22 protein-coding genes are annotated in these 20,005 nt (G+C 75.7%); 10 read left to right on the top strand and 12 right to left on the bottom strand.

The features are described from left to right. Positions 1-35: 35 nt before the first annotated feature. The 4 genes from ACI782_RS10220 to ACI782_RS10205 all read right to left on the bottom strand — a co-directional run bounded on the left by ACI782_RS10220 (position 36) and on the right by ACI782_RS10205 (position 4,168). On the bottom strand, positions 36-1,880 hold the full coding sequence (locus ACI782_RS10220; protein WP_456908718.1) for a potassium channel family protein: 1,845 nt from the start codon (positions 1,878-1,880) through the stop codon (positions 36-38). 12 nt (positions 1,881-1,892) lie between these two features. Next, positions 1,893-2,279: a DUF6394 family protein gene (locus ACI782_RS10215; RefSeq protein ID WP_456908716.1), complete on the bottom strand. Its 387-nt coding sequence runs from the start codon at positions 2,277-2,279 to the stop codon at positions 1,893-1,895. A gap of 102 nt (positions 2,280-2,381) precedes the next feature. Continuing rightward, positions 2,382-3,023: a TetR/AcrR family transcriptional regulator gene (locus ACI782_RS10210; protein WP_456908713.1), complete on the bottom strand. Its 642-nt coding sequence runs from the start codon at positions 3,021-3,023 to the stop codon at positions 2,382-2,384. 533 nt (positions 3,024-3,556) lie between these two features. Further along, positions 3,557-4,168, bottom strand: coding sequence for a hypothetical protein (locus ACI782_RS10205; protein ID WP_456908711.1), 612 nt, complete (start codon positions 4,166-4,168; stop codon positions 3,557-3,559). A gap of 144 nt (positions 4,169-4,312) precedes the next feature. On the opposite strand from ACI782_RS10205, the gene ACI782_RS10200 reads away from it, so the two are divergent. The 5 genes from ACI782_RS10200 (at position 4,313) to ACI782_RS10180 (ending at position 8,066) form a co-directional block, all read left to right on the top strand. Continuing rightward, positions 4,313-4,672, top strand: coding sequence for a hypothetical protein (locus ACI782_RS10200; protein WP_456908709.1), 360 nt, complete (start codon positions 4,313-4,315; stop codon positions 4,670-4,672). Between the two features lie 35 nt (positions 4,673-4,707). Next, positions 4,708-5,784, top strand: a complete 1,077-nt coding sequence (locus ACI782_RS10195) for an NAD(P)-binding domain-containing protein (protein ID WP_456908707.1) — start codon at positions 4,708-4,710, stop codon at positions 5,782-5,784. Between the two features lie 113 nt (positions 5,785-5,897). Continuing rightward, on the top strand, positions 5,898-6,803 hold the full coding sequence (locus ACI782_RS10190) for an ABC transporter ATP-binding protein (protein WP_456908705.1): 906 nt from the start codon (positions 5,898-5,900) through the stop codon (positions 6,801-6,803). Beyond that, complete coding sequence (locus ACI782_RS10185; RefSeq protein WP_456908703.1) at positions 6,800-7,615, top strand: ABC transporter permease subunit; 816 nt, start codon at positions 6,800-6,802, stop codon at positions 7,613-7,615. Before ACI782_RS10190 ends, ACI782_RS10185 begins: the two co-directional genes overlap by 4 nt. 100 nt (positions 7,616-7,715) lie before the next feature. Beyond that, positions 7,716-8,066: a hypothetical protein gene (locus ACI782_RS10180; protein ID WP_456908701.1), complete on the top strand. Its 351-nt coding sequence runs from the start codon at positions 7,716-7,718 to the stop codon at positions 8,064-8,066. Between the two features lies 1 nt (position 8,067). On the opposite strand, the gene ACI782_RS10175 is transcribed toward ACI782_RS10180, so the two are convergent. Beyond that, positions 8,068-9,222: an MFS transporter gene (locus tag ACI782_RS10175; protein ID WP_456908699.1), complete on the bottom strand. Its 1,155-nt coding sequence runs from the start codon at positions 9,220-9,222 to the stop codon at positions 8,068-8,070. A gap of 86 nt (positions 9,223-9,308) precedes the next feature. Here ACI782_RS10175 and ACI782_RS10170 point away from each other — a divergent pair, with 86 nt between their 5' ends. Beyond that, positions 9,309-9,830, top strand: coding sequence for a DUF488 domain-containing protein (locus tag ACI782_RS10170; RefSeq protein ID WP_456908697.1), 522 nt, complete (start codon positions 9,309-9,311; stop codon positions 9,828-9,830). Between the two features lie 36 nt (positions 9,831-9,866). Here ACI782_RS10170 and pruA read toward each other — a convergent pair whose 3' ends face one another. Together pruA and ACI782_RS10160 are read right to left on the bottom strand one after the other, a co-directional pair. Continuing rightward, on the bottom strand, positions 9,867-11,492 hold the full coding sequence (gene pruA / locus ACI782_RS10165; RefSeq protein ID WP_456908695.1) for an L-glutamate gamma-semialdehyde dehydrogenase: 1,626 nt from the start codon (positions 11,490-11,492) through the stop codon (positions 9,867-9,869). Between the two features lie 53 nt (positions 11,493-11,545). Further along, positions 11,546-12,481: a proline dehydrogenase family protein gene (locus ACI782_RS10160; protein WP_456908693.1), complete on the bottom strand. Its 936-nt coding sequence runs from the start codon at positions 12,479-12,481 to the stop codon at positions 11,546-11,548. A 123-nt stretch (positions 12,482-12,604) separates the two neighbouring features. Between ACI782_RS10160 and ACI782_RS10155 the strand changes: the two genes are divergently transcribed. The 3 genes from ACI782_RS10155 to ACI782_RS10145 are packed head-to-tail and all read left to right on the top strand — an operon-like array spanning position 12,605 to position 15,754. Continuing rightward, positions 12,605-12,772: a hypothetical protein gene (locus ACI782_RS10155; RefSeq protein WP_456908691.1), complete on the top strand. Its 168-nt coding sequence runs from the start codon at positions 12,605-12,607 to the stop codon at positions 12,770-12,772. Positions 12,773-12,830: 58 nt separating this feature from the next. Then, positions 12,831-13,451: a biliverdin-producing heme oxygenase gene (locus ACI782_RS10150; RefSeq protein ID WP_456908689.1), complete on the top strand. Its 621-nt coding sequence runs from the start codon at positions 12,831-12,833 to the stop codon at positions 13,449-13,451. After that, positions 13,448-15,754, top strand: coding sequence for a SpoIIE family protein phosphatase (locus tag ACI782_RS10145; RefSeq protein ID WP_456908686.1), 2,307 nt, complete (start codon positions 13,448-13,450; stop codon positions 15,752-15,754). The genes ACI782_RS10150 and ACI782_RS10145 overlap by 4 nt, the downstream gene beginning before the upstream one ends. A 10-nt stretch (positions 15,755-15,764) precedes the next feature. Here the strand turns inward: ACI782_RS10145 and ACI782_RS10140 are convergent, their stop codons facing one another. From ACI782_RS10140 to paaD, 5 genes are all read right to left on the bottom strand, one after another. Continuing rightward, positions 15,765-16,052, bottom strand: a complete 288-nt coding sequence (locus ACI782_RS10140; protein WP_456908684.1) for a hypothetical protein — start codon at positions 16,050-16,052, stop codon at positions 15,765-15,767. 30 nt (positions 16,053-16,082) lie between these two features. Beyond that, entirely contained in the window at positions 16,083-16,862 is a 780-nt protein-coding gene (locus tag ACI782_RS10135; RefSeq protein ID WP_456908682.1) for an SDR family NAD(P)-dependent oxidoreductase, read from the bottom strand. 78 nt (positions 16,863-16,940) lie between these two features. Beyond that, the gene (locus ACI782_RS10130; protein WP_456908680.1) at positions 16,941-17,768 is read right to left on the bottom strand and encodes a polysaccharide deacetylase family protein; all 828 of its coding nucleotides are present in this window, start codon (positions 17,766-17,768) and stop codon (positions 16,941-16,943) included. 87 nt (positions 17,769-17,855) lie between these two features. Continuing rightward, complete coding sequence (gene idi / locus ACI782_RS10125) at positions 17,856-18,407, bottom strand: isopentenyl-diphosphate Delta-isomerase (RefSeq protein WP_456908678.1); 552 nt, start codon at positions 18,405-18,407, stop codon at positions 17,856-17,858. A gap of 50 nt (positions 18,408-18,457) precedes the next feature. Beyond that, positions 18,458-18,958, bottom strand: coding sequence for a 1,2-phenylacetyl-CoA epoxidase subunit PaaD (gene paaD / locus ACI782_RS10120; RefSeq protein ID WP_456908676.1), 501 nt, complete (start codon positions 18,956-18,958; stop codon positions 18,458-18,460). 152 nt (positions 18,959-19,110) lie between these two features. On the opposite strand from paaD, the gene ACI782_RS10115 reads away from it, so the two are divergent. Next, on the top strand, positions 19,111-19,944 hold the full coding sequence (locus ACI782_RS10115) for an alpha/beta fold hydrolase (RefSeq protein ID WP_456908674.1): 834 nt from the start codon (positions 19,111-19,113) through the stop codon (positions 19,942-19,944). Positions 19,945-20,005 lie beyond the last annotated feature (61 nt).

Below are 20,005 nucleotides of genomic sequence, written 5' to 3'. Positions count from 1 at the left end.
GCACCGGCGGGCCCTCCGGAGGAGGCCCTCGGGCGTCAGGACGGCGTGGGCGCGGTCGGCCGCGACGCCGTCTCCTCGGCCGGCGCCGGGGTGCGGCTGAGCTTGCGCCAGATCCAGCTCGACGGCACCCGTCGTCCGGTCAGCACGTGCTCGAGGGTGGCGTCCACCACGAGGACGGTCGACAGCGCCCGCCGCGCCGCAGCCCACCCGGCCAGCAGCAGCTCGTCGCCCACGCGCAGCGGGAAGTCGCCGTCCGGGGCCAGCGTCGCCTCGCCGCCGCGGAGCACGAGCAGCACCAACGCGTGCAGCGGCTCGTCCCGGTCCTCCGGGTTGTGCAGCAGGTCGCCCACGCGGGCCTCCCCCGTGGCCAGCCAGCGCACCAGTGCGGGCGCCTCGGCGTCGGTGAGCCGGACCTTCCACAGCGACTGCAGGTGCCGGCCGCACAGCTCCCTGAGCCGGTCGACCAGCTCGGCCGCCCACGCGTCCCCGTGGCCGGGCATCTCGCGGAGGAAGCGCCACAGCAGGGGCGTCGCCAGCTGGGCGTAGACCTCGTGGGCGATCACCTCGGTCGGCACGAGCAGCGCGTCGGTGTCCATCGCCGCGAACAGCGGGGCGCTCGCCGGCCGGTTCTGCCGTGCCGCGACGAACAGGCGGGGGTTGGTCCGCCGGGCCGCCGCGACCAGCGACAGGTTGGCGATGTCGTTGTCGGTGCCGGCCACGAACCCGACGGCGTCCTCAAGCCCGGCCTCGGTCAGCGCGCCGGGCTCGGAGCCGTCCACGACCAGCAGACCGTCGGTCGCGACGTCGGTCGGCGCGGACTCCACGACGGTGACCCGGATGCCCTCGGCCCGCAGGTCGCCGGTGAGCTCGCGGCCCAGCCGCCCGTAGCCGCAGACCACCCAGCGACCGCTGCGCGGCGGGGCGGCGCGCTCCGGGAGCGGCGCACCCGGCCCGCTCTCCAGCCAGGTCAGCAGCTGGTAGGCCGCCGGGGCGCGCAGCGCCAGGCGCAGGAGGTCGCCGAACCGGTCGAAGGGGTTGACCACGTTCGGCGACCCGAACGCCCGCATCCGCTCGGCCATCCCGCGAGAGGTCGCCCGCGCGATCACCGGCAGGTCCGGCCGCAGCAGCGCCGCCGCCATGACCACCGACAGGTTGACCTCCTCGTCGTCGGTCAGGGCCACCACCGCCTCGCAGCAGGGGTGGTCCAGGCCGGCGACGGCGAGGTGGCCGGGGTCCCGGGCGTCGGCGGCCAGGCCGGGGACGTCGGCGTGGAAGGAGCCCAGCTCCAGGTCGTCGATCCGCTCGTCGGACGCGTCCAGGACGACGAACCTGCGGCCCAGCGCGTCGAGCGAGTGCCCGAGCAGCTCCCCTGCCCGCCCGTAGCCGGCGACCAGCACGAACGGCTCGCGCAGCCGGCGCACCTTGCGGGTGAAGTGCTGCAGCGCCAGGGCGGAGCGGAAGGCGCGGTCCTGCGCCAGTGCGAGCAGTGACCCGATCGCGTACGCCCAGCCGATGACGGTCAGGTAGATCGAGACCGTCACCCACATCCGCTGGTTGTAGGTGAACGGGTACGGGATCTCGCCGAAGCCGATCGTCGAGGCGGTGTAGCTCATGACGTAGAAGGCGTCGAAGAAGCCCATGTCCCACGGCCGGCCCTCGGCGTCCTGACCGGGGATGAGGGTCAGCCCGAGCACGCTCACCGCGAAGATGCCGATGAGCACGATCAGCGGGGCGCGCATCCGCCGCATGACCAGGAAGATCGTGGCCGATGCCTGGGCGGCCGAGGACGCCGCGGCACGGAGGATCGCGCGCCGTCCCCGTCGCTCCTCCTCCGGCCCGCCGAACAACTGGTGCCAGAAGGTCAGCAGGGGGTTGCCCACGCCGGTCTCCCCTCAGCCGCGGTGGAACGACACCGTCTCCACCACCAGCAGGACGACGGAGACGATGTTGGCCAGCAGTGCGCCGCCGGACAGCGACACGACGCTCGCCGTCCAGGCCGCGGTCAGCCCCGCGGTCGAGACGTAGACGGCGTAGCCGTACATCAGCGCCGCCCCGATGAGCTGCAGGTCGGCGACCAGGCTGGTGGCCAGGTGCACGGCCCCGATCTGGGTGCGGTCGCCGAACTTCAGCACGGTGGCGATGAGGTTGACGACGACCGCGGCGAACAACTCGTAGGGGTTGTGCAGGGTCGGGTCGGAGATGTCGCCGATGAAGAAGCCGAAGTTCAGGGTCGCCGCGAGCACGACGAAGAACCCGAAGACGACCTTCTCCAGGTTCACCCGGTCCTCCCGACGACGGTCTGCGCCCGCTGCCCCGTTCGGGCCGGTCTGAAACGCGCGTTCCCCCGGCCGTGCGAGGTCAGGACGACGCGGCCCGGGACCTCACGGTTCCTCGCGCGGTGTCCGACGCGAGTGCAGCAGCGGGAGCACCACCCCGTCGACCACCTCCGCCACGACGTCGGCGTCGACGGGGCGCCCGGTCAGCCACCGCAGCACGAGCACCGCCGGGCAGACCTCCGTCGCCACCGAGCCCGCCGCGGCCCGGCTGATCTCACCGCGCTCGACGGCCCGGTCGAACACCGTCGCCCAGGCGCGGTCCCAGCAGGCCAGCGGGCCGCGCCGGTAGGCCTCGGCGAGCGCCGGGTCGGCGGCCACCGCGCCGAGCAGGCTGCGCGTCATCCGACCGGCGGGTCCGTCGAGCCGGTCCACCGTGGCGGTCATCAGTGCGACGAGGTCGCCGCGGAGGTCGCCGGTGTCCGGGGCGGCCGCGACCTGCTCACCGGCGACCTCCAGGACCCCCAGGAGGAGGTCGGTCTTGCTCGACCAGCGCCGGTAGATGGTCGCCTTGCCCACCCCGGCCACCGTGGCCACGGCGTCCATCGTGAGCCCCGACCACCCCTCGCGACCGAGCACCTCGAGCACTGCCGCGGCGATGGCCTCGTCCCGGGCCGGGTCCAGCCTGCGGGTCGCCGTGCGGGTGCGGGTCGGCGCGGCAGCGCGCAAGGAACCATCACCGACCGTCACCACTCGAACGTAACGCGTGTCGAAGGCGGGCGCAGAGCGGACGGAACGACACCGGAGGCACCACGCGGGGTGACGAGGGGCCCTGACGGAGCTCGCCGAGCGCGCGGCTGGTCCCGCCCGCGAGCGGGGGCCTGCGCACCGGCCTCGCCGCAGCCCTGCGGGTCCTGGGTGTCCGCCCGACGGAGCGACGATCACGTGGTCAGGCCGGGCTGAACCCTCCACACGCCCGCCTGAACGGGTCCGCCGACGCCGCGAGGCCGGCCGCGGGATCCCCGCGGCCGGCCTCGTCCGTCCCCCTCGACCGGGGCCGCCGTCCCCCCTCGGCGGCGCCGGTCGTGCGAGCCGACGGCTCCGTCCCCCCGTGCGATGGAGACGCCGGTCGTGCGAGCCGGTGGCACCGTTCCCCCGCGGTGACACCGGCCGTCCCGCCCGGCGCCGCCGTCCCCCTCGGCGGCGCCGGTCGTGCGAGCCGGCGGCTCCGTCCCCCCGTGCGATGGAGACGCCGGCTGTCTGTCAGGCCCCGGAGGGCCGGCTCATCGCGGCGCGCCGGCGCGTTGCACGGCGCTGAAGGTGAAGTCCAGGGAGCTGCTGGCCCCCTCGACGAGGTCCGCCCCGGTCGTCGAGGGCAGGGACGCCGTCAGCAGCAGGTGCGTGACCCCGCCCGGCGCCAGGCCGGCGGCGCCGTCGAGCACCGCGTCGAGCACGATCGGACCGGAGTAGAGGCTGGTCGTCGTCCCGTCGCAGGTCCACGTCCCGCCGGCGGACTCCCAGTCCTCCGGGCAGGCCTCGACGTCCAGCTGCAGCCCGTGCACCGGGTCGCTGTCCAGCACGCTGGACGACGTCGCGACCGAGCCCAGCCGCAGCTCCGAGAGCGCGACCGAGCCGTCGTTCACCAGGTCGATCGCCGAGCTCTCCGAGTCCCCGGCCAGAAAGACGCCGTGGTCGAACAGCGACAGCGTCGCGGCGTCGGCCGCCTGGGTGAGCGCGATCGACAGCAGCCCCGTGTCGAGCTGGGTGACGACCGGGGTGGTGCTGTCGGTGAAGGTCCCGAAGGTGCTCAGGCCCGCGACGGCCGCGGCGATCCCGATGACGCCGACGGACGCGGCGATCCGGCGCCCATCGGCCCGGGTGCTCCGCTCGGTCACGGTGTCCTCCTCGTCTTCGTGTCCTCGCCGGTGTCCCGGCGACACGAGGAACTCTGGCGGGCCGACCGCAGGGCTCCCGCCGCGCAACCGCAAGGGATCCGCAAGATGCGAGAAACCGGTTGTGGGGCTCCCTAGCGTCGGGACGTGACCCGGATCGAGGGGCTGGAACCCGTCCACCGCGACGAGGACGGCGAACTGGTGGGCTACTTGAGCACCCAGCGGCGCGACGGCGCCCGCTGCGTGGTGGCGCACGCGCTGTTCGGCTCGGCTCTGCGCGCCTTCCCCGACCGGGAGGAGGCGGCCGCGTGGCTGCGGCGCCGCGGCCTGCCCGTGCTCGCCGAGCACTGGCGGTACCGGCCGGCCGACGGCTCGGACGAGCGCCCCACCTCCCTGGTGGAGGCCCGGCTCGGCGCGGTCACCGTGCGGTTCGGGTACGACCCCGAGGACACCGTCACGCTCACCGGCGCCGAGCCGGAGCGGCTCACCCCCGCGCGGCTGGGCTGAGGAAGGTCCGTCCGCCCGGCACGGTTGTGGGCGGTGTGAGCAGCGACGCCGAGGTCGTCGTCATCGGCGCCGGCCAGGCCGGGCTGAGCGCCGCACACCACCTGGCGCGGCAGGGGTTCGTCCCCGGCGCGGGTTTCGTCGTCCTCGACGGCGAGACCCGCGCCGGTGGGGCGTGGCAGCACCGGTGGCCGTCGCTGACGCTGGCCCGCACCCACCACGTGCACGACCTGCCGGGGCTGCCCTTCCCCGCGACGGCCGACGACGTGCCCGCCGCCGACGCGGTGCCGGCCTACTTCGCCGACTACGAGCGGCAGTTCGGGCTGCCCGTGCACCGGCCGGTGCGGGTGACGGCGGTGCGCCGCTCGGACGACGGCCGGTTCCTGGTCGAGACGTCGGCCGGCGAGTGGAACGCGGACGCGGTCGTGAACGCCACCGGCACGTGGACCGCCCCCTTCGTGCCGCGCTACCCCGGCCAGGGGCTGTTCCGCGGCCGGCAGATGCACGCGGTCGACTACCGTGGGGCCGCCGAGTTCGCCGGCCGGTCGGTGGTCGTCGTGGGCGGCGGCGCGTCCGCGGTCCAGCTGCTCGGCGAGATCGCCGAGGTCGCCGACACCACGTGGGTCACCCGGCGCCCGCCGGTGTGGCGGGAGGAGCCGTTCGGGCCGGAGGCGGGGCGGGCCGCGGTCGCCCTGGTGGCCGACGCCGTCCGCGAGGGGCGGTCCCCCGGCAGCGTCGTCGGCATCACCGGCCTGGTGGTCACCCCGTGGGTGAGGGAGGCCCGCGAGCGCGGCGTCCTCGACCGGCTGCCGGTGTTCGACCGGGTCACCCCGGACGGCGTGGCGTGGGACGACGGCCGCTCCGTCCGCGCCGACGTGATCCTCTGGGCCACCGGCTTCCGCGCCGCGCTCGGCCACCTGGCCCCGCTGCACCTGCGCGGGCCCGGGGGCGGCATCCGGATGGCGGGCACCGCCGTCGCGGACGAGCCGCGGGTGCACCTGGTCGGGTACGGGCCGTCGGCGAGCACGGTCGGCGCCAACCGCGCCGGGCGGGAGGCCGCGGTCGCCCTGCGCCGGCTGCTGCACCCGGGAACGGCGCTCCCCCGGTCGGCGTAGCCCCTCCGGGACCGATCAGGGTCGGTCCAGGGGGTTCCCCGATGTACCCCCGGCCCCGCGGCCGACAGCCTCGACGGCATGACCTCCCAGACCCCGTCCCGCCGGGACGCCGCGTGATCACCGCGCACCGGCTCACCAAGACCTACGGCGCGAAGACCGCCGTCGACGCCGTCACCTTCACCGTGCAGCCGGGACGCGTGACCGGCTTCCTCGGCCCGAACGGCGCCGGCAAGTCCACGACGATGCGCATGGTGCTCGGCCTGGACCGGCCCACCTCCGGCAGCGTCACCGTCAACGGCCGCCGCTACGCCGACTCCCCCGCCCCGCTGCGGGAGGTCGGCGCGCTGCTGGAGGCCCGGGCGCTGCACCCCGGCCGCTCGGCCCGCGACCACCTGCGCTGGCTGGCGGCGAGCAACGGCATCCCGGTCCGCCGCGTCGACGAGGTGCTCGACCTGGTCGGCCTGACCTCGGTCGCGCACACCCGGGTCGGCCGCTTCTCGCTCGGCATGGGCCAGCGGCTGGGCATCGCCGCGGCGCTGCTGGGCGACCCGCCGGTCGTCGTCCTCGACGAGCCGGTCAACGGGCTGGACCCGGAGGGCATCCGCTGGGTGCGCACCCTGGCCCGCGACCTGGCCGCCGAGGGGCGCACGGTCTTCGTCTCCAGCCACCTGATGTCGGAGATGGCGCAGACCGCCGACCACCTGCTGGTCATCGGCCGCGGCCGGGTGCTCGCCGACTGCTCGACGGCGGACTTCATCGCCGCGCACGCCGCCTCCTACGTGCGCGTGCGCAGTCCGCAGCACGACGGGGTGGCCACGCTGCTGCGCCGCGAGGGGCTCGACGTCGCCGCGCACGGCGGCGAGCTCCGCGTCCAGGGGCGCGACGCCGCCGCCATCGGCGAGCTGGTCGGGCGCTCGGGGCTGCTGCTGCACGAGCTGACGCTGGTCCGCTCCTCGCTGGAGGACGCCTTCATGACCCTGACCGCCGACAGCGTCGAGTACGCGGGGGCGCAGCGGTGACCGCCGTCGGGACGCACGCGTGGACCCGCGCCGAGGCGCCGGCGACGCCCGGGGCCGGAGCGACGCTGCGGGCCGAGTGGATCAAGTTCTGGACGGTCCGGTCGACGCCCTGGTCGGTCGTCGCGATGTTCGTCCTCGGGGCGGGGCTCACCACGCTGGTCTGCGCGCTGGCCGCCGCGGACCTCGCCCGCGGGGACACCGGTGAGCCGGCCGGCGCGTTCGTCACCTGGGGGATGATGTTCGCCCAGGTCACCGCCATCGTCCTCGGGACGCTCGCGGTCACCAGCGAGTACGGCACCGGGGTGATCCGGGCGACCCTGGCGGCCACCCCGCGGCGCGGGACCGTGCTCGCGGCAAAGGCCGTCGTCCTCGCCGGGACGCTGGTCGTCGCCGGCACCCTCACCGCGCTGGCCGGCTACCTCGGCGGCAACTGGTTCCTCGACCGGGAGGGCATCGGCCTGGCGCTCGGCGACGACGGCGTGCTGCGCGCGCTGGTCGGCAGCGGCCTGTACATGGCCGGCCTCGGGCTGCTGGCCGCCGCCGTGGGCCTGCTCGTGCGGCACACCGCCGCGGCGCTCTCCATCGTGCTGGGGTTGGTGTTCGTCGTCGGCAACATGGTCATGCTGCTGCCCGGTGCCTGGGGCGAGTGGGCGACCAAGCTGATGCCGGGCAACGCCGGCGCCCGCATCGCGACGCCGGAGTCGTTCAACCCGCTGCTGCTCGACCCGTGGCCCGGGTTCGCGGTGTTCGTGGCCGAGGTGGCCGCCGTCCTGGCGGTCGCGGCGGTGGCGTTCTCCCGCCGGGACGCGTAGCGGTGCACCCGTTGCCGGCGTTCCTCGTGCACCGCGGGCCGGGCAGGTCCGGCAGGGCGCGAGGAACGCCGGCCGTGCGGGTGCAGGACAATGGCTCGTCGTGACCCAGCCACCCGATCCGCAGGAGGCCGGGCGGCGGACCGCCGACGAACTGGTCCGCCTGCTCGCCGAGGACGACCCCGCCGCCGCCGACGCTCTGCTCGCGCAGGTCGGCGAGGTCCGCGACCTGGTCTTCGTCGGCGCCGGGCTGACCGCGCTCGCCCGCGCCGACGGCCGGCAGCTGCCACCCGCCCAGCGCGCGCAGGCCAGCACCCGGCAGCTGCACCTGGGCCGGCTGCGCGACGCGGCCCGGAACGACCCGGCGGGGCTGCGGGCCTGGCTGCGCCGCTCGGGCGAGGAGGTCCTCCTCCTGCGCGCGCTGCGGGAGGCCGCGGACCGCGTCGCCGGGTGAGTCAGCCGGCCGGCCTCGTCGCCGCCCGCGCCACCGGCAGCACGAGCAGCAGCCCGGCGGCGACGAGCACGTAGGTCCACGGCAGGCCGACGCCGGCCGCGACCAGGCCCAGCACGAGGGCCCCGACGGCGGTGCCGACGTCGAACGAGGCGTTCCACATGGCGCTGGCGGCGGTCGCCCCGGCCTGCCCGGCACGGGCGAACGCGGTGACCAGGGTGAGGTTCTGCACCGCGCCGAACCCGGCACCGAACAGCGCCGCCCCGGTCAGCACCCAGGCGTCCCCCGCGCCGAGGCCGACGGCGACCGTCGCCAGCCCGACCGCGGAGACGACCAGGGCCGCCGGCAGCAGCCGCCCGGTGCCGACGCGGTCGGCGAGCAGCCCGGCCCGCCAGCGGGTCAGCGCCCCGGTGACCCCGAAGACGAGCAGGGCCGCCGTCGCCAGGACGCCGTCCGGGCGCTCGATCGGCAGGAACGTGACCAGCCCACCGCCGGCGAGGGTGACACCGAGCAGCACGACCGACGGGGGCAGCGCGGCGCGCACCGCTGCCCGCGAGGACCCGCCGGCCGCCGCCTCCAGCTGGACCGACCGCACCAGGCCCGGCACCAGCGGGAGCGCGACCACCGGCGCGGCGGCCAGCCAGGCCAGCCAGCCGGCGTGCCCGTCCAGGACGAGCGCCACGCCCGCCGGGACGGCGACCAGGTTCGGCACCGCTATGGCCAGCCCGTACAGGCCGATCGACTCGCCGCGCCGGCCGGGCGGGGCCACCTGCGCGGCGAGCAGCGCGCCGAGGACGGTGAGGACGGCGAACCCGGCGCCCCGCACCACCGCGATCGCCGACAGCAACAGCAGCCCGTCGCCGAGCGCGTAGAGCGGAGCCGGCGCTCCCAGGGCGAGCAGCCCCGCGGCCAGCACCGGGCCGAGGCCCAGGCGGGCGGTCAGCACCGGCACGGCCGCCTGCACCGCCACCGTGACTCCCAGGAAGACGGCGGTCACCACGCCCGCGGTGTCGGGGTCGGCGCCCCCCGCGACCGCGTACGCCGGCAGCGAGGCCAGGGTCAGGCAGTAGCTGGCGAAGCCCAGCGCCGTGGCGCCGACCAGCGCCCGCATCGCCGGCAGCCGCCACAGCGACTCGTCCGTTCCCGCCCCGCCGGCCACACCGCTCCCCTCGCCCGGGCCCCGTCGCCCGGCCGACCAGCATGCCGGGGCGGCGACCCCACCACGGCAGCGGGTAGGGACGGCGGGTGCCGCTGCTCACCGTCGGCCACGGGCCCCAGGACCGCGCGCGCCTGGGCGCCCGGCTGGCCGCTGCGGGGGTGGCGCGGGTGGTCGACGTCCGGCGGTTCCCGGGCAGCCGCACCAACCCCGACGTCCGGCGCGAGGCGCTCGAGGAGTGGCTGCCCGCGGCGGGCATCGGCTACCGCTGGGACGCGCGGCTCGGCGGCCGGCGGCGGCTGCCCCCGGGCGAGCCCGTGGCGGACGCCTGGTGGACCGTCGCGCAGTTCGCCGCCTACGCCGCCCACACCCGGACGGCGGAGTTCGGCGCGGCCCTCGACGAGGTGCTGGCCGACGCGGCCGGCACGACGGTGGCGGTCATGTGCAGCGAGAGCGTGTGGTGGCGCTGCCACCGGCGGCTGGTCGCCGACGTCGCCGTCCTCGCCCGCGGCGTGCCGGTGCGCCACCTGATGCCCGACGGACGGCTGGGGCCGCACACCCCGTCGGCCGGCGCCGTCCTCGGCGACGACGGCCTCGTCCACTGGCCCTAGCGGAGGAGGAGGGGCGCCTCCCGCGCCCTCCTCCACTCAGGCCATGTGCGGGTAGGTGTGGTCGGTGGGCGGGACGAAGGTCTCCTTGACCACCCGGGTCGACGTCCAGCGCAGCAGGTTCTGCGCCGCGCCGGCCTTGTCGTTGGTGCCCGAGGCCCGCCCGCCGCCGAAGGGCTGCTGGCCCACCACGGCGCCGGTGGGTTTGTCGTTGACGTAGAAGTTGCCGGCGGCGAAGCGCAGGAACCGCTCGGCGTGCGCGATCGCGGCCCGGTCCTGCGCGATCACCGCCCCGGTGAGCGCGTAGGGGGCCACCGACTCCATCTGGGCCAGCGCGGTGTCGTAGTCGGCGTCGTCGTAGACGTGCACGGCCAGCACCGGGCCGAAGTACTCGGTGGTGAAGACCTCGTGGCCGGGGTCGGTGCCCTCGACGATCGTCGGCCGGACGAAGAACCCCTCGCGGTCGTCGGCCTGGCCGCCGGCCACGATGGTCAGGGCGTCGTCCTCCTTCGCCCGCTCCAGGACGCCGGAGAGCTTCGAGAACGCGCGCCGGTCGATGACCGCGCCCAGAAAGTTGGACAGGTCGGTGACGTCGCCCATCGGCAGCGCCTCGGTGGCGCCGATCAGGTCCTCGCGCAGCCGGGCCCACACGCTGCGCGGCACGTAGGCGCGGGACGCCGCGGAGCACTTCTGCCCCTGGTACTCGAACGCGCCGCGGATCAGCGCGGTGCGCAGCACGTCGACGTCGGCGGAGGGGTGGGCGACGACGAAGTCCTTGCCGCCGGTCTCCCCGACGACCCGGGGGTAGCCGCGGTAGCCGGCGATGTTCTCGCCCACCCGCCGCCACAGCTGCTGGAACACCGCGGTGGACCCGGTGAAGTGGATGCCGGCCAGGTCCGGGTCGGCCAGCACGACGTCGGAGACCGCGGCCCCGTCGCCGGTGACCATGGTGATCACCCCGGGCGGCAGGCCGGCGGCCTCCAGCAGCCGCATGAGGAAGTGCGCGGCGAACTGCTGGGTCGGTGCGGGCTTCCAGACCACGGTGTTGCCCATGAGCGCCGGCGCGGTCGGGAGGTTGCCGGCGATGGCGGTGAAGTTGAACGGGGTGACCGCGTAGACGAACCCCTCCAGCGGGCGGTGGTCGATCCGGTTCCACACCCCGGGGCTCGAGGCCGGCTGCTCGTCGAGGACCTGTCGCGCGAAGTGCACGTTGTAGCGCCAGAAGTCGATCAGCTCGCAGGCGGCGTCGATCTCGGCCTGGTACGCGGTCTTGCTCTGGCCGAGCATCGTGGCCGCGTTGAGCGTCTGCCGCCACGGGCCGGCCAGCAGCTCGGCGGCCTTGAGGAACACCGCGGCGCGGTCGTCGAAGGACACCTCCCGCCAGGCCGGGGCGGCCTGCTTCGCGCAGCGCACCGCGTCGGTGGCGTCGGCGTGGGTGGCGTGCGCCGCGGTGCCGAGGACGGCGGCGTGCCGGTGCGGCTGGACGACGTCGAACCGCTCGCCGCCGCCCATCCGGCGCTGCTCGCCGAGGGTCATGGTCAGCTCGATCGGCTCGGCGGCCAGCTCGGCCAGGCGGGCCTGCAGCGCCGCCCGCTCCGGCGAGCCCGGCGCGTAGCCGAGCACCGGCTCGTTGCGCGGCGGGGGAACTCGGGTGATGCCGTCCATCGGGCCTCCTGGAGGACGACGGCCAAAGTGGCCACTCTGGCCGGGGAACGGGTCTACGAGGTGGTGACGAGGGAGCGGAGGAAGAAGCGCAGGTTGGCCGGCCGCTCGGCCAGGCGGCGCATGAAGTAGCCGTACCAGTCGACGCCGTAGGGGACGTAGGCGCGCACGCACACGCCGGCCGCGGCGAGCCGGCGCTGCTCGGCGGAGCGGATGCCGTAGAGCATCTGCACCTCCCACGAGTCCGGCCGCCGTCCCGCGTCGGCGGCCAGCCGCTGGGCGACCGCGACCAGCCGGGGGTCGTGGCTGCCGACCATCGGGTAGCCGGGCCCGCTCATCAGCACGCCGAGGCAGCGGGCGTAGGAGGCGTCGACCTCCGCCCGGCTCTGGTAGGCGACCGACGGCGGCTCGTCGTAGGCACCCTTGACCAGCCGGACCCGTGACCCGGGGGCGGCGAGCGCGCGGGCGTCGTCCTCGGTGCGGTGCAGCGCCGACTGCAGCACGGCGCCGGTGCCGGGGTGGTCGCGGCGCAGCTCGGCGAGGACGGCGAGGGTCGAGTCGACGGTGGCCGACTCCTCCATGTCGAGGGTCACCGTGGTGCCGATCGCGCTCGCGGCCTCGGCGACCGGCCGGACGAGCTCCAGGGCCAGGTCGGTGCCGCCGTCGGGCAGCGCCTGCCCGAACGCCGACAGCTTCACCGACACCTCGGCGGCGCGGCCCAGGCCGAGTGGGGCCAGGCCGTCGAGCAGGGCCAGGTAGGCGTCGCGCGAGCGGCGTGCCTCGGCGCGGTCGGTCACGCCCTCCCCCAGGTGGTCGAGGGTGACCGCGATCCCCTGCCCGGTGAGCCGGCGGACGACGGCCAGCGCGTCGTCGAGCGTCTCCCCGGCGACGAAGCGGTCCACCACCCGCCGCGTGGCCGCGGTGCCCGTGACCAGCCGGCGCAGCTCGGGCCGGCGGGAGGCGCCGAGCAGCAGGGCCTTCTGTGAGAGCACGCCCACCTCCGGCGTCCGGCGACCTGACACCTCCGACGCTAGGCAGCCGCCGCCCCCGCCACCAGCGACAGACGTACGGTCCGTGCCGTCGGGGTCTCGTACACCTGTACAGGGAGGACGGCGGTGCTCGACGTATTGCGGGACCTGGTCGCCGTCCTGGTCCCGCTGCCCGGCCCCGCGGACCTCCGGCCGGCCGGGGCGCTGACCGGACCGGACCCGGCCGACGGCGACGCGCGGCTGCTGCTGCACGCCTCCCTGCGGGCCGCCCGGCTGCAGGACGTGCCAGCGTGACCGGTTGCACACTGCACCGGCCGCGCATGGGTGCCCTACCCTCGGGTAACTGGCCGGTGTGGGAGGAGAGGCGTTGCCTCGAGATGCTGGGCGCGCCGACGTCCTCACGACGTTGCGGTCCGCAACGGCAACCCAGCACGAGCAGGTCGAGAACACCCTCGCACTGATGGACCCGGCGCTGCACCGGGACCGGCTGGTCGAGGTCCTCGCCCGGCTGCACGCGTTCTGGACCGCCGCCGAGGCCGGCCTGGACACCTGGGCGCGCCGCGCGCCGGCCGACGCCGAGACGCTGGACTGGTCCCGCCGCCGGCGGGCACACCTGTTCGCCACCGACCTGCGGGCTCTGGGCGCCGCCGACGAGCCCTCGCCCGTCCCGGACCTGCCGGACGTCGAGGACACCGACCACGCCCTGGGCCGGCTGTACGTGCTGGAGGGCTCGACCCTCGGTGGCACGTTCATCTCCCGCCACCTGACCACGCTGCCCACCCTCGGCCCGGACGTGGAAGTGCGGGCGTTCTCCCCCTACGGCGCCGACACCGGCGCGATGTGGCACGCCTACCGGCGGGTGGCCCGCGCGCACGTGGCCGCCGGGGGTGACGCCGGCCGGCTGGTGGGCGCCGCGCGGGCCACGTTCACCGCGCTGGCGCACTGGGTGGCGCCGGTCGGGACCCCGGCGTGAACAGCGCCGAGCCGGACCTGGAGCTGCTGCCCCCGGGGACGCCGATCGACCTCGGCAACTGCGAGCGCGAGCCGATCCACGTCCCGGGCAGCATCCAGCCGCGCGGGGTGCTGCTCGCGGTCGACGAACCGGACCTGGTCGTCGTCCAGGCGTCGGAGAACCTGGCCGACCTCGTCGGCGTGGACTGGCGCGCGGCGCTGGGCCGGCGGCTGCCCGACGTCCTCGGGATGGCGGCGGCCGAGGCGATCGCCCGGTCGGCCAGCGCGTTCGGGGACCTGCGCGAGCGCAACCCGGTCGAGGTCACCCTCGACGTCGACGGCAGCCCGGTGCCGGTCGACGCGCTGCTGCACCGGGCCGCGGTCGGCGACACCACCCCGCCCGCGAGCGTGCTGGTCGTGGAGCTCGAGCCGGCCCGCGGCCCGCGGCCGTTCTCCTTCCCGAACACCTACCAGGCGGTGCGCAGCACCGTCGGGGAGCTCAACCGGGCCTCGACGCTGCAGGAGCTCCACGACATCACCGCACAGGCGGTCCGCCAGCTCACCGGCTTCGACCGCGTGATGGTCTACCGCTACGACGCCGACCACAACGGCGAGGTGGTGGCCGAGGCGAAGGCGCCGGGCCTGAACTCCTTCCTCGGCCTGCACTACCCGGCCTCGGACATCCCCGCCCAGGCGCGGGCGCTGTACGAGAAGAACTGGATCCGGCTGATCTCCGACATCGACTACGTCCCCGCGCGGTTGCAGCCGGCCGCGCTGCCGGCGACCGGGCAGCCGCTGGACCTCACCTACTCCACGCTGCGCAGCGTCTCGCCGGTCCACGTCGAGTACCTGCAGAACATGGGCGTGCGCGCCTCCATGTCCATCTCCCTGCTGCGGGACGAGCGGTTGTGGGGCCTGATCGCCTGCCACCACTACTCGGGCCCGCACGCCCCGCCGTTCGCCACCCGGGCGGCCGCGGAGTTCCTCGGCTCGACGCTGTCGCTGCGGCTGGTCGACCGCGCCGAGGAGGACGAGGTGCACCGCGCCCTGCAGGTGCGCTCGACGTTGGCCTGGCTGACCGCCGCCACCCTCGACGAGGACCGCCCGCTGGCCGAGACGCTGCTCGGCTCGCCCAGCCTGCTGGACCTGCTGCCCGCCGACGGCGTGGCCGTGTCCCTGCAGGGCAGCACCGGTCACCGCGGCGCGCCGCTGCCGGCGGGCGCGGCCGACGCCCTCGCCGCCTGGGCGACCGGCCGCCCCGAGGACGTCGTGGCCTCCGACTCGCTGCGGCTGGAGGCCCCCGCCCTGGTCGGCGCGGTGGGGCCCGCGTGCGGCGTCCTGGTGCTCCCCCTGCCGGAGGGCCAGTACGTGCTCTGGCACCGCGCCGAGGCGGTGCGCACGGTCGACTGGGGCGGGGACCCGCACAACAAGGCGATCGCCGCCCGGGAGGGCGACGAGATCCGGCTGAGCCCGCGCAGGTCTTTCGAGCGCTGGCGCGAGACGGTGCGCGACCGCGCCGAGCCGTGGACGGCGCAGGAGCTCGCCGAGGCCACCGAGCTGCGCACCCACCTGCTGGAGGCGCTGTACGCCCGCTCCCGCCGCGTGGTCCGCGCCGCGGAGACCCTGCAGCGCAGCCACCTCACCGACCCGCCGGAGTCGACCGCCCTCGACGTCGCGGTCCGCTACGTGCCGGCCACCAGCGAGGCCCAGGTCGGCGGCGACTGGTACGACGTCTTCGAGCAGCCCGACGGCTCCACGATGCTGGTCATCGGCGACGTCGTCGGTCACGACACCGCGGCCGCCGCCGACATGGCCCAGCTGCGCGGGCTGCTGCGCGGCATCGCGTTCGACAACGCCGAGGGGCCGTGCGCCGTCCTGGCCCGGCTGGACAGCGCCGTCGCCGGCCTGCACCTCGGCGCCCTGGCGACGGTCCTCGCCGGCCGGCTCACGCCCGACCCGGCGTCCGGCGGCGCGCGGCTGCGCTGGTGCAGCGCCGGCCACCTGCCGCCGCTCGTGGTCGGCCCGGACGGCGTGGCCGAGGCACTGACCGTGCCCCGGGCCGGCCTGCTCCTCGGCGTGGACCCGACCGCGACCCGCGGCGAGTCCGAGGTGCTCCTGGCGCCGGGCTCGACCGTGCTGCTGTACACCGACGGGCTCGTCGAGCGCCGCGACCAGCTGTTCGACGACGGCGTCGCCCGGCTCCGCGAGGAGCTCCCCGCCCTCCGGGAGCGGCCGGTCGGCGAGATCTGCGACGAGGTCCTCGCCCGGCTCCTCCCGGAGGGCGCGGAGGACGACGTGGCGCTGGTCGCCGTCCGGCTGCGGTAGGAGACCGCCCTCAGCCCTCCGGCGCGTCCGGCGGGGCCGTGAAGCGGGCCGACAACCCGTCGCCCTGGTCGCCGCCCTCCGCGGGCAGCGGCGCCTCGTCCTCGGCCGCGCGGACCGCGGCGGTCGTCTCCTCGGGAGGAGCCGCTCCGGAGCGGGCGTCGCGCTCGAGGGCGGCGAGCAGCCGTTCCTCGTCGGGGGCGAGGTCGCCCGGGCCGAGGTGCCCACCGGGCTCACCGGCGTCGGAACCCGAGGCCATCGCGGTGTCGGGCGTGGGGTCCTCGGGGTCGGTCGAGCTCATGCCGCGCCTCCTCCTGACGGGCACCGCAGGTCAGCGGGGGAAGTTGGGTTCGAGTCGCGGCACGATCTGCATCTCCGGCACGAACGCCGACGGGTGCAGCGTGACCAGGAAGCGCACCATCTCGGCCACGGCCGAGGGCGGCATCATCAGGTGGGACGGGATGCCCCACTGCTCCATCATCGGCGTGTCCATCGCGGCCGGGATGACCGCCTGGACCCGGCACGGGAAGGGCCGCTCGGTGCCGTCGTCCGCCTTCCGCGCCTTCTCCCGCAGCTCCCGCTGGATGCACCGGGTGGCGTTCAGGAAGCCGGCCTTGGAGCCGTTGTAGGCGATCGCGCCGCTGCCGGAGGTGATCGCCGACAGGGACACGATGTGGACGACGTCCGCGGTGCGCCCCTCGGGCAGGTGCTGCACCCGCTTCACGAACTCGCTGGTCAGGAAGACCGGTCCCTCGCAGTTCACCGCCTGGACCCGCTGGTAGTCGGCGAGGTCGATGTCGGTGACGTACCCGGGCCGGTCGATGCCGGCGACGTTGACCAGGACGTCGAACGCGTCGCCGTGGGCGTCGAACAGCTGCTGCACCACCTGCTTGCGGCTCGCGTCGTCGGTGACGTCGAGGGGGACGACCTCGGCGGAGCCGCCCGCATCGGCCACCAGCTTCGAGGTCGCCTCGCTCCCGGCCGCGTCGATGTCGGCGATCGCCACGTGGGCGCCGGCCTCCACGAGCGCCACGCACGTCGCCCGGCCCAGCCCGCTCGCGCCGCCGGTGACCAGGGCGACCCGCCCCGCCAACGTCCCGCTGTCCGTCATCCGCTCCTCCACGTGGCGATCACCGTCGATGTCGTGATCAGCCTCGCCGAAGACGCGGGCGGCCGCAGGTCGGGAGACCTACGTGGTGGCCGCACTCCCGGACACCGACCGGACCACCGACAGGCTCGGCGGCCCCCACACGTCGGCGAGCGTGACCGTCTGCAGGCCGCGCTCGGCGATCAGCTCCAGCAGCTCGTCGTACACCTGCGTGATCGTCGGCTGGTTGGCGTGGCCGACGATGATCGCCTGGGCGGCGAACCACTCCCGGGCGGCGGACATCAGCTCGTCGGCGGTGAGCAGCCGGTTGTCCTCGAACGTGCCGTTCCACAGGACGACCGTCGGGTGGCCGACCAGCTCGGAGATGCGGTCGATCCGCTCGTCGTGGGCGCCGAACGGCGGGCGGAAGAACGGGGTGTCCTGCGCGCCGAACGTCGTCTCCAGCCAGTCCCGGTTGCGGCCGATCTCGTCGGCGACCTGATCGTCGGAGAGCGTGGTCAGGTCGGGGTGGGACCACGTGTGGTTGCCCATCGCCACCTGACCGGAGTCGATCAGCGGCTGCAGCCTCTCGCCGTTCTCCTCCCACGCCTTGTACATGCCGTTCGGGAAGAAGGTCAGCCGCACGCCGCTGTCCTCCGCGAACTCGCACAGCGACCCGACGACCTCCGAGTCCGTGCCGTCGTCGATGGTGAGCGCGAGGTCGGTCCCGTCCCCCGGCAGCCGGTCGACCGGTCCGACCGGGGGGTCGAGGAACTGCCGGGCGGCCGGCGCCACCGGCTCGGCGGCCCGCGCCGGGGCCGCGGGGGCGAGCGGGACCTGCCGCGGGTCCACGAGGCCCGTGGTGCCACGGCCCACGGCCGCACCGGCCACACCTGCGGCGAGGAAGAGGAGGAACCGTCGGCGCTCCATGCGGCGGAAGCTAGGTCGGCGCGGCGGCGCGTCCCCGACAGCGACACGAGCACCCCCGCGCGGCGGGCGCGCCTCGTACCGCCCCGGCTACGTAGCGCTCCGCGGGGCGAGCCCCGCGTCCTCGATCAGCCGCGCCTGCTCCCGGCACCAGGGCGACCACGTGTCGTCGCCCTCCGCCTCCTGACGGCGGCGGAAGTCCGCCCAGTCCAGCAGCTCCCAGGCGCCGACCTCGGTGGGGTCGGGGTCCGGCGTGCCGGTGAAGCGCCCCAGGTAGACCGGGCACACCTCGTTCTCCACCACGCCCCGGAACTCCGCGCGGTACCGGTAGCCGGGCAGCGCCTCCCGCAGCCCGTCGACCTCCAGCCCCAGCTCGAAGGCGGCCCGCCGGGCGATCGCGGCGGCGTCGTCCTCCCCCGGCCCGGGGTGCCCGCAGACGGTGTTGGTCCACATGCCCGGGAAGGTCTGCTTGCCGTCGGCGCGGCGGGTGACCAGCAGCCGTCCGGCGTCGTCGAACAGGTAGGCGGAGAAGGCCCGGTGCAGCGGCGTCTCGCCGTGGTGCACCAGCGGCTTGGGCATCGTGCCGATCGCCGTCCCGTCGTCGTCGACGAGGACGATGAACTCCTCCGAGGTGGGCGTCACGCCCCCATGGTCCCGGATCCCGCGACCTCGTGCGCCCGGGCCGCCGGCGCTCAGACCTCCTTCACGTGCTCGAACGGCTCCCGGCAGCTGCGGCAGCGGCGCAGCGCCTTGCACGCCGTCGCGCCGAACTCGCTGACCTCCTCGGTCTCCGCCGATCCGCACAGCGGGCAGGACGCCGTCCGCCGGGAGGGGCCCAGCTCCAGGGACACCGGCCCGGGATCGGCCTGCGGCGCCGGCCCCGGTGGCGCGATGCCGGCCTCGACGAGCTTGCGGCGCCCCTCCGCGGTGATCCAGTCGGTGCTCCACCGGGGCGCCAGCACGGTGCGGACGTCGACGTCGGGGTAGCCGGCCTCGTGGAGGGCGTGCAGCAGGTCGGCCCGCATCGTCCCCATCGCGGGACAGCCGGTGTAGGTCGGCGTGATCTCCACGACGACGATCCCCTCCTCCACGCGGACGTCGCGCAGCACGCCGAGGTCACTGAGGGTGAGCAGCGGCAGCTCGGGGTCCGTGACCGTGTCGGCGACGGCCCGGAGATCGACGGTGGCGGTCATCACACCCACCATGACCCGCCGCCTGCCAAGACGCCAGTCACGGCACCCGTCCGGGCGGTCGCGTGTCCGTGCCCCTCTCCTCACGGAGGGTGATGAGGTCCCGGTGGGGTCGGGGACTGGCGGACCGCGCGATCGGCGAGCAGGGTCGCGGGGTGGACAGCTTCCGGCGGGACGGCATGGTGTTCGACGTCCGGGACGGCGGACCGCCCGAGGGTGAACCGGTGGTGCTGCTGCACGGCTTCCCCCAGGACTCCACCGCCTGGGCCGCCGTCGCCGCCGGCCTGCACGCCGCGGGCCTGCGTACCCTCGCGCCCGACCAGCGGGGCTACTCCCCGAGCGCTCGGCCGGGAGGACGGTCGGCCTACCGGCTGCGGGAACTGGCCGCTGACGTGCTGGCGCTGCTCGACGAGGCCGGGCTCGGCAGTGCCCACCTGGTGGGCCACGACTGGGGCGGGATCGTCGGGTGGGCGCTGGCCGCCTGGCACCCGGAGCGGGTGCGCACGCTCACCGCCGTCTCGGTGCCGCACCCGGCCGCCATGGCCCGGGCGCTCGTCACCAGCGACCAGGCGCTGCGGTCCTACTACGTGGCGCTGTTGCAGGTCCCGCTCGCGCCGGAGCGGCTGCTCCTGGCCGCGGGCGGCGAGCCGTTGCGGCGCGTGTTCCTGCGCAGCGACCTGCCGCCGGACGTGTGCGAGCACTACGTCGCCCGCATGCGCGAGCCGGGCGCACTGGCCGCGGCGATCGCCTGGTACCGGGCGCTGCCGCTGGACGCCCGCGACCCGGTCGGCACCGTGCGCGTGCCGACCCTGCACCTGTGGAGCACCGGGGACGCCTTCCTCGGCCGCGCCGCCACCGAGGCCACGCACCGCTTCGTCGACGCGCCCTACCGGCTCGAGGTCCTGGCGGGCGTGCCGCACTGGATCCCGGAACTCGCCCCGGAGCGGACCGCCGAGCTCGTCGTCGAGCACGTGCGCGGGCACGGCTGACACCCGACCGCGCCTTCTCCAGTCCGGCGACCACCGTCCCGACCACCAGGTCAGGACCGCG

The organism is Geodermatophilus sp. SYSU D00703, from assembly GCF_054050155.1.
This window is presented reverse-complemented; position numbering and strand designations above follow the sequence as displayed.

Coding starts and splice junctions, on each gene's coding strand:
- pruA (WP_456908695.1), bottom strand. CDS start 11,492: ATGGACGGCATCACCCGAGTTCCCCCGCCGCGCAACGAGCCGGTGCTC.
- ACI782_RS10140 (WP_456908684.1), bottom strand. CDS start 16,052: ATGAGCTCGACCGACCCCGAGGACCCCACGCCCGACACCGCGATGGCC.
- ACI782_RS10135 (WP_456908682.1), bottom strand. CDS start 16,862: ATGACGGACAGCGGGACGTTGGCGGGGCGGGTCGCCCTGGTCACCGGC.
- ACI782_RS10130 (WP_456908680.1), bottom strand. CDS start 17,768: ATGGAGCGCCGACGGTTCCTCCTCTTCCTCGCCGCAGGTGTGGCCGGT.
- paaD (WP_456908676.1), bottom strand. CDS start 18,958: ATGACCGCCACCGTCGATCTCCGGGCCGTCGCCGACACGGTCACGGAC.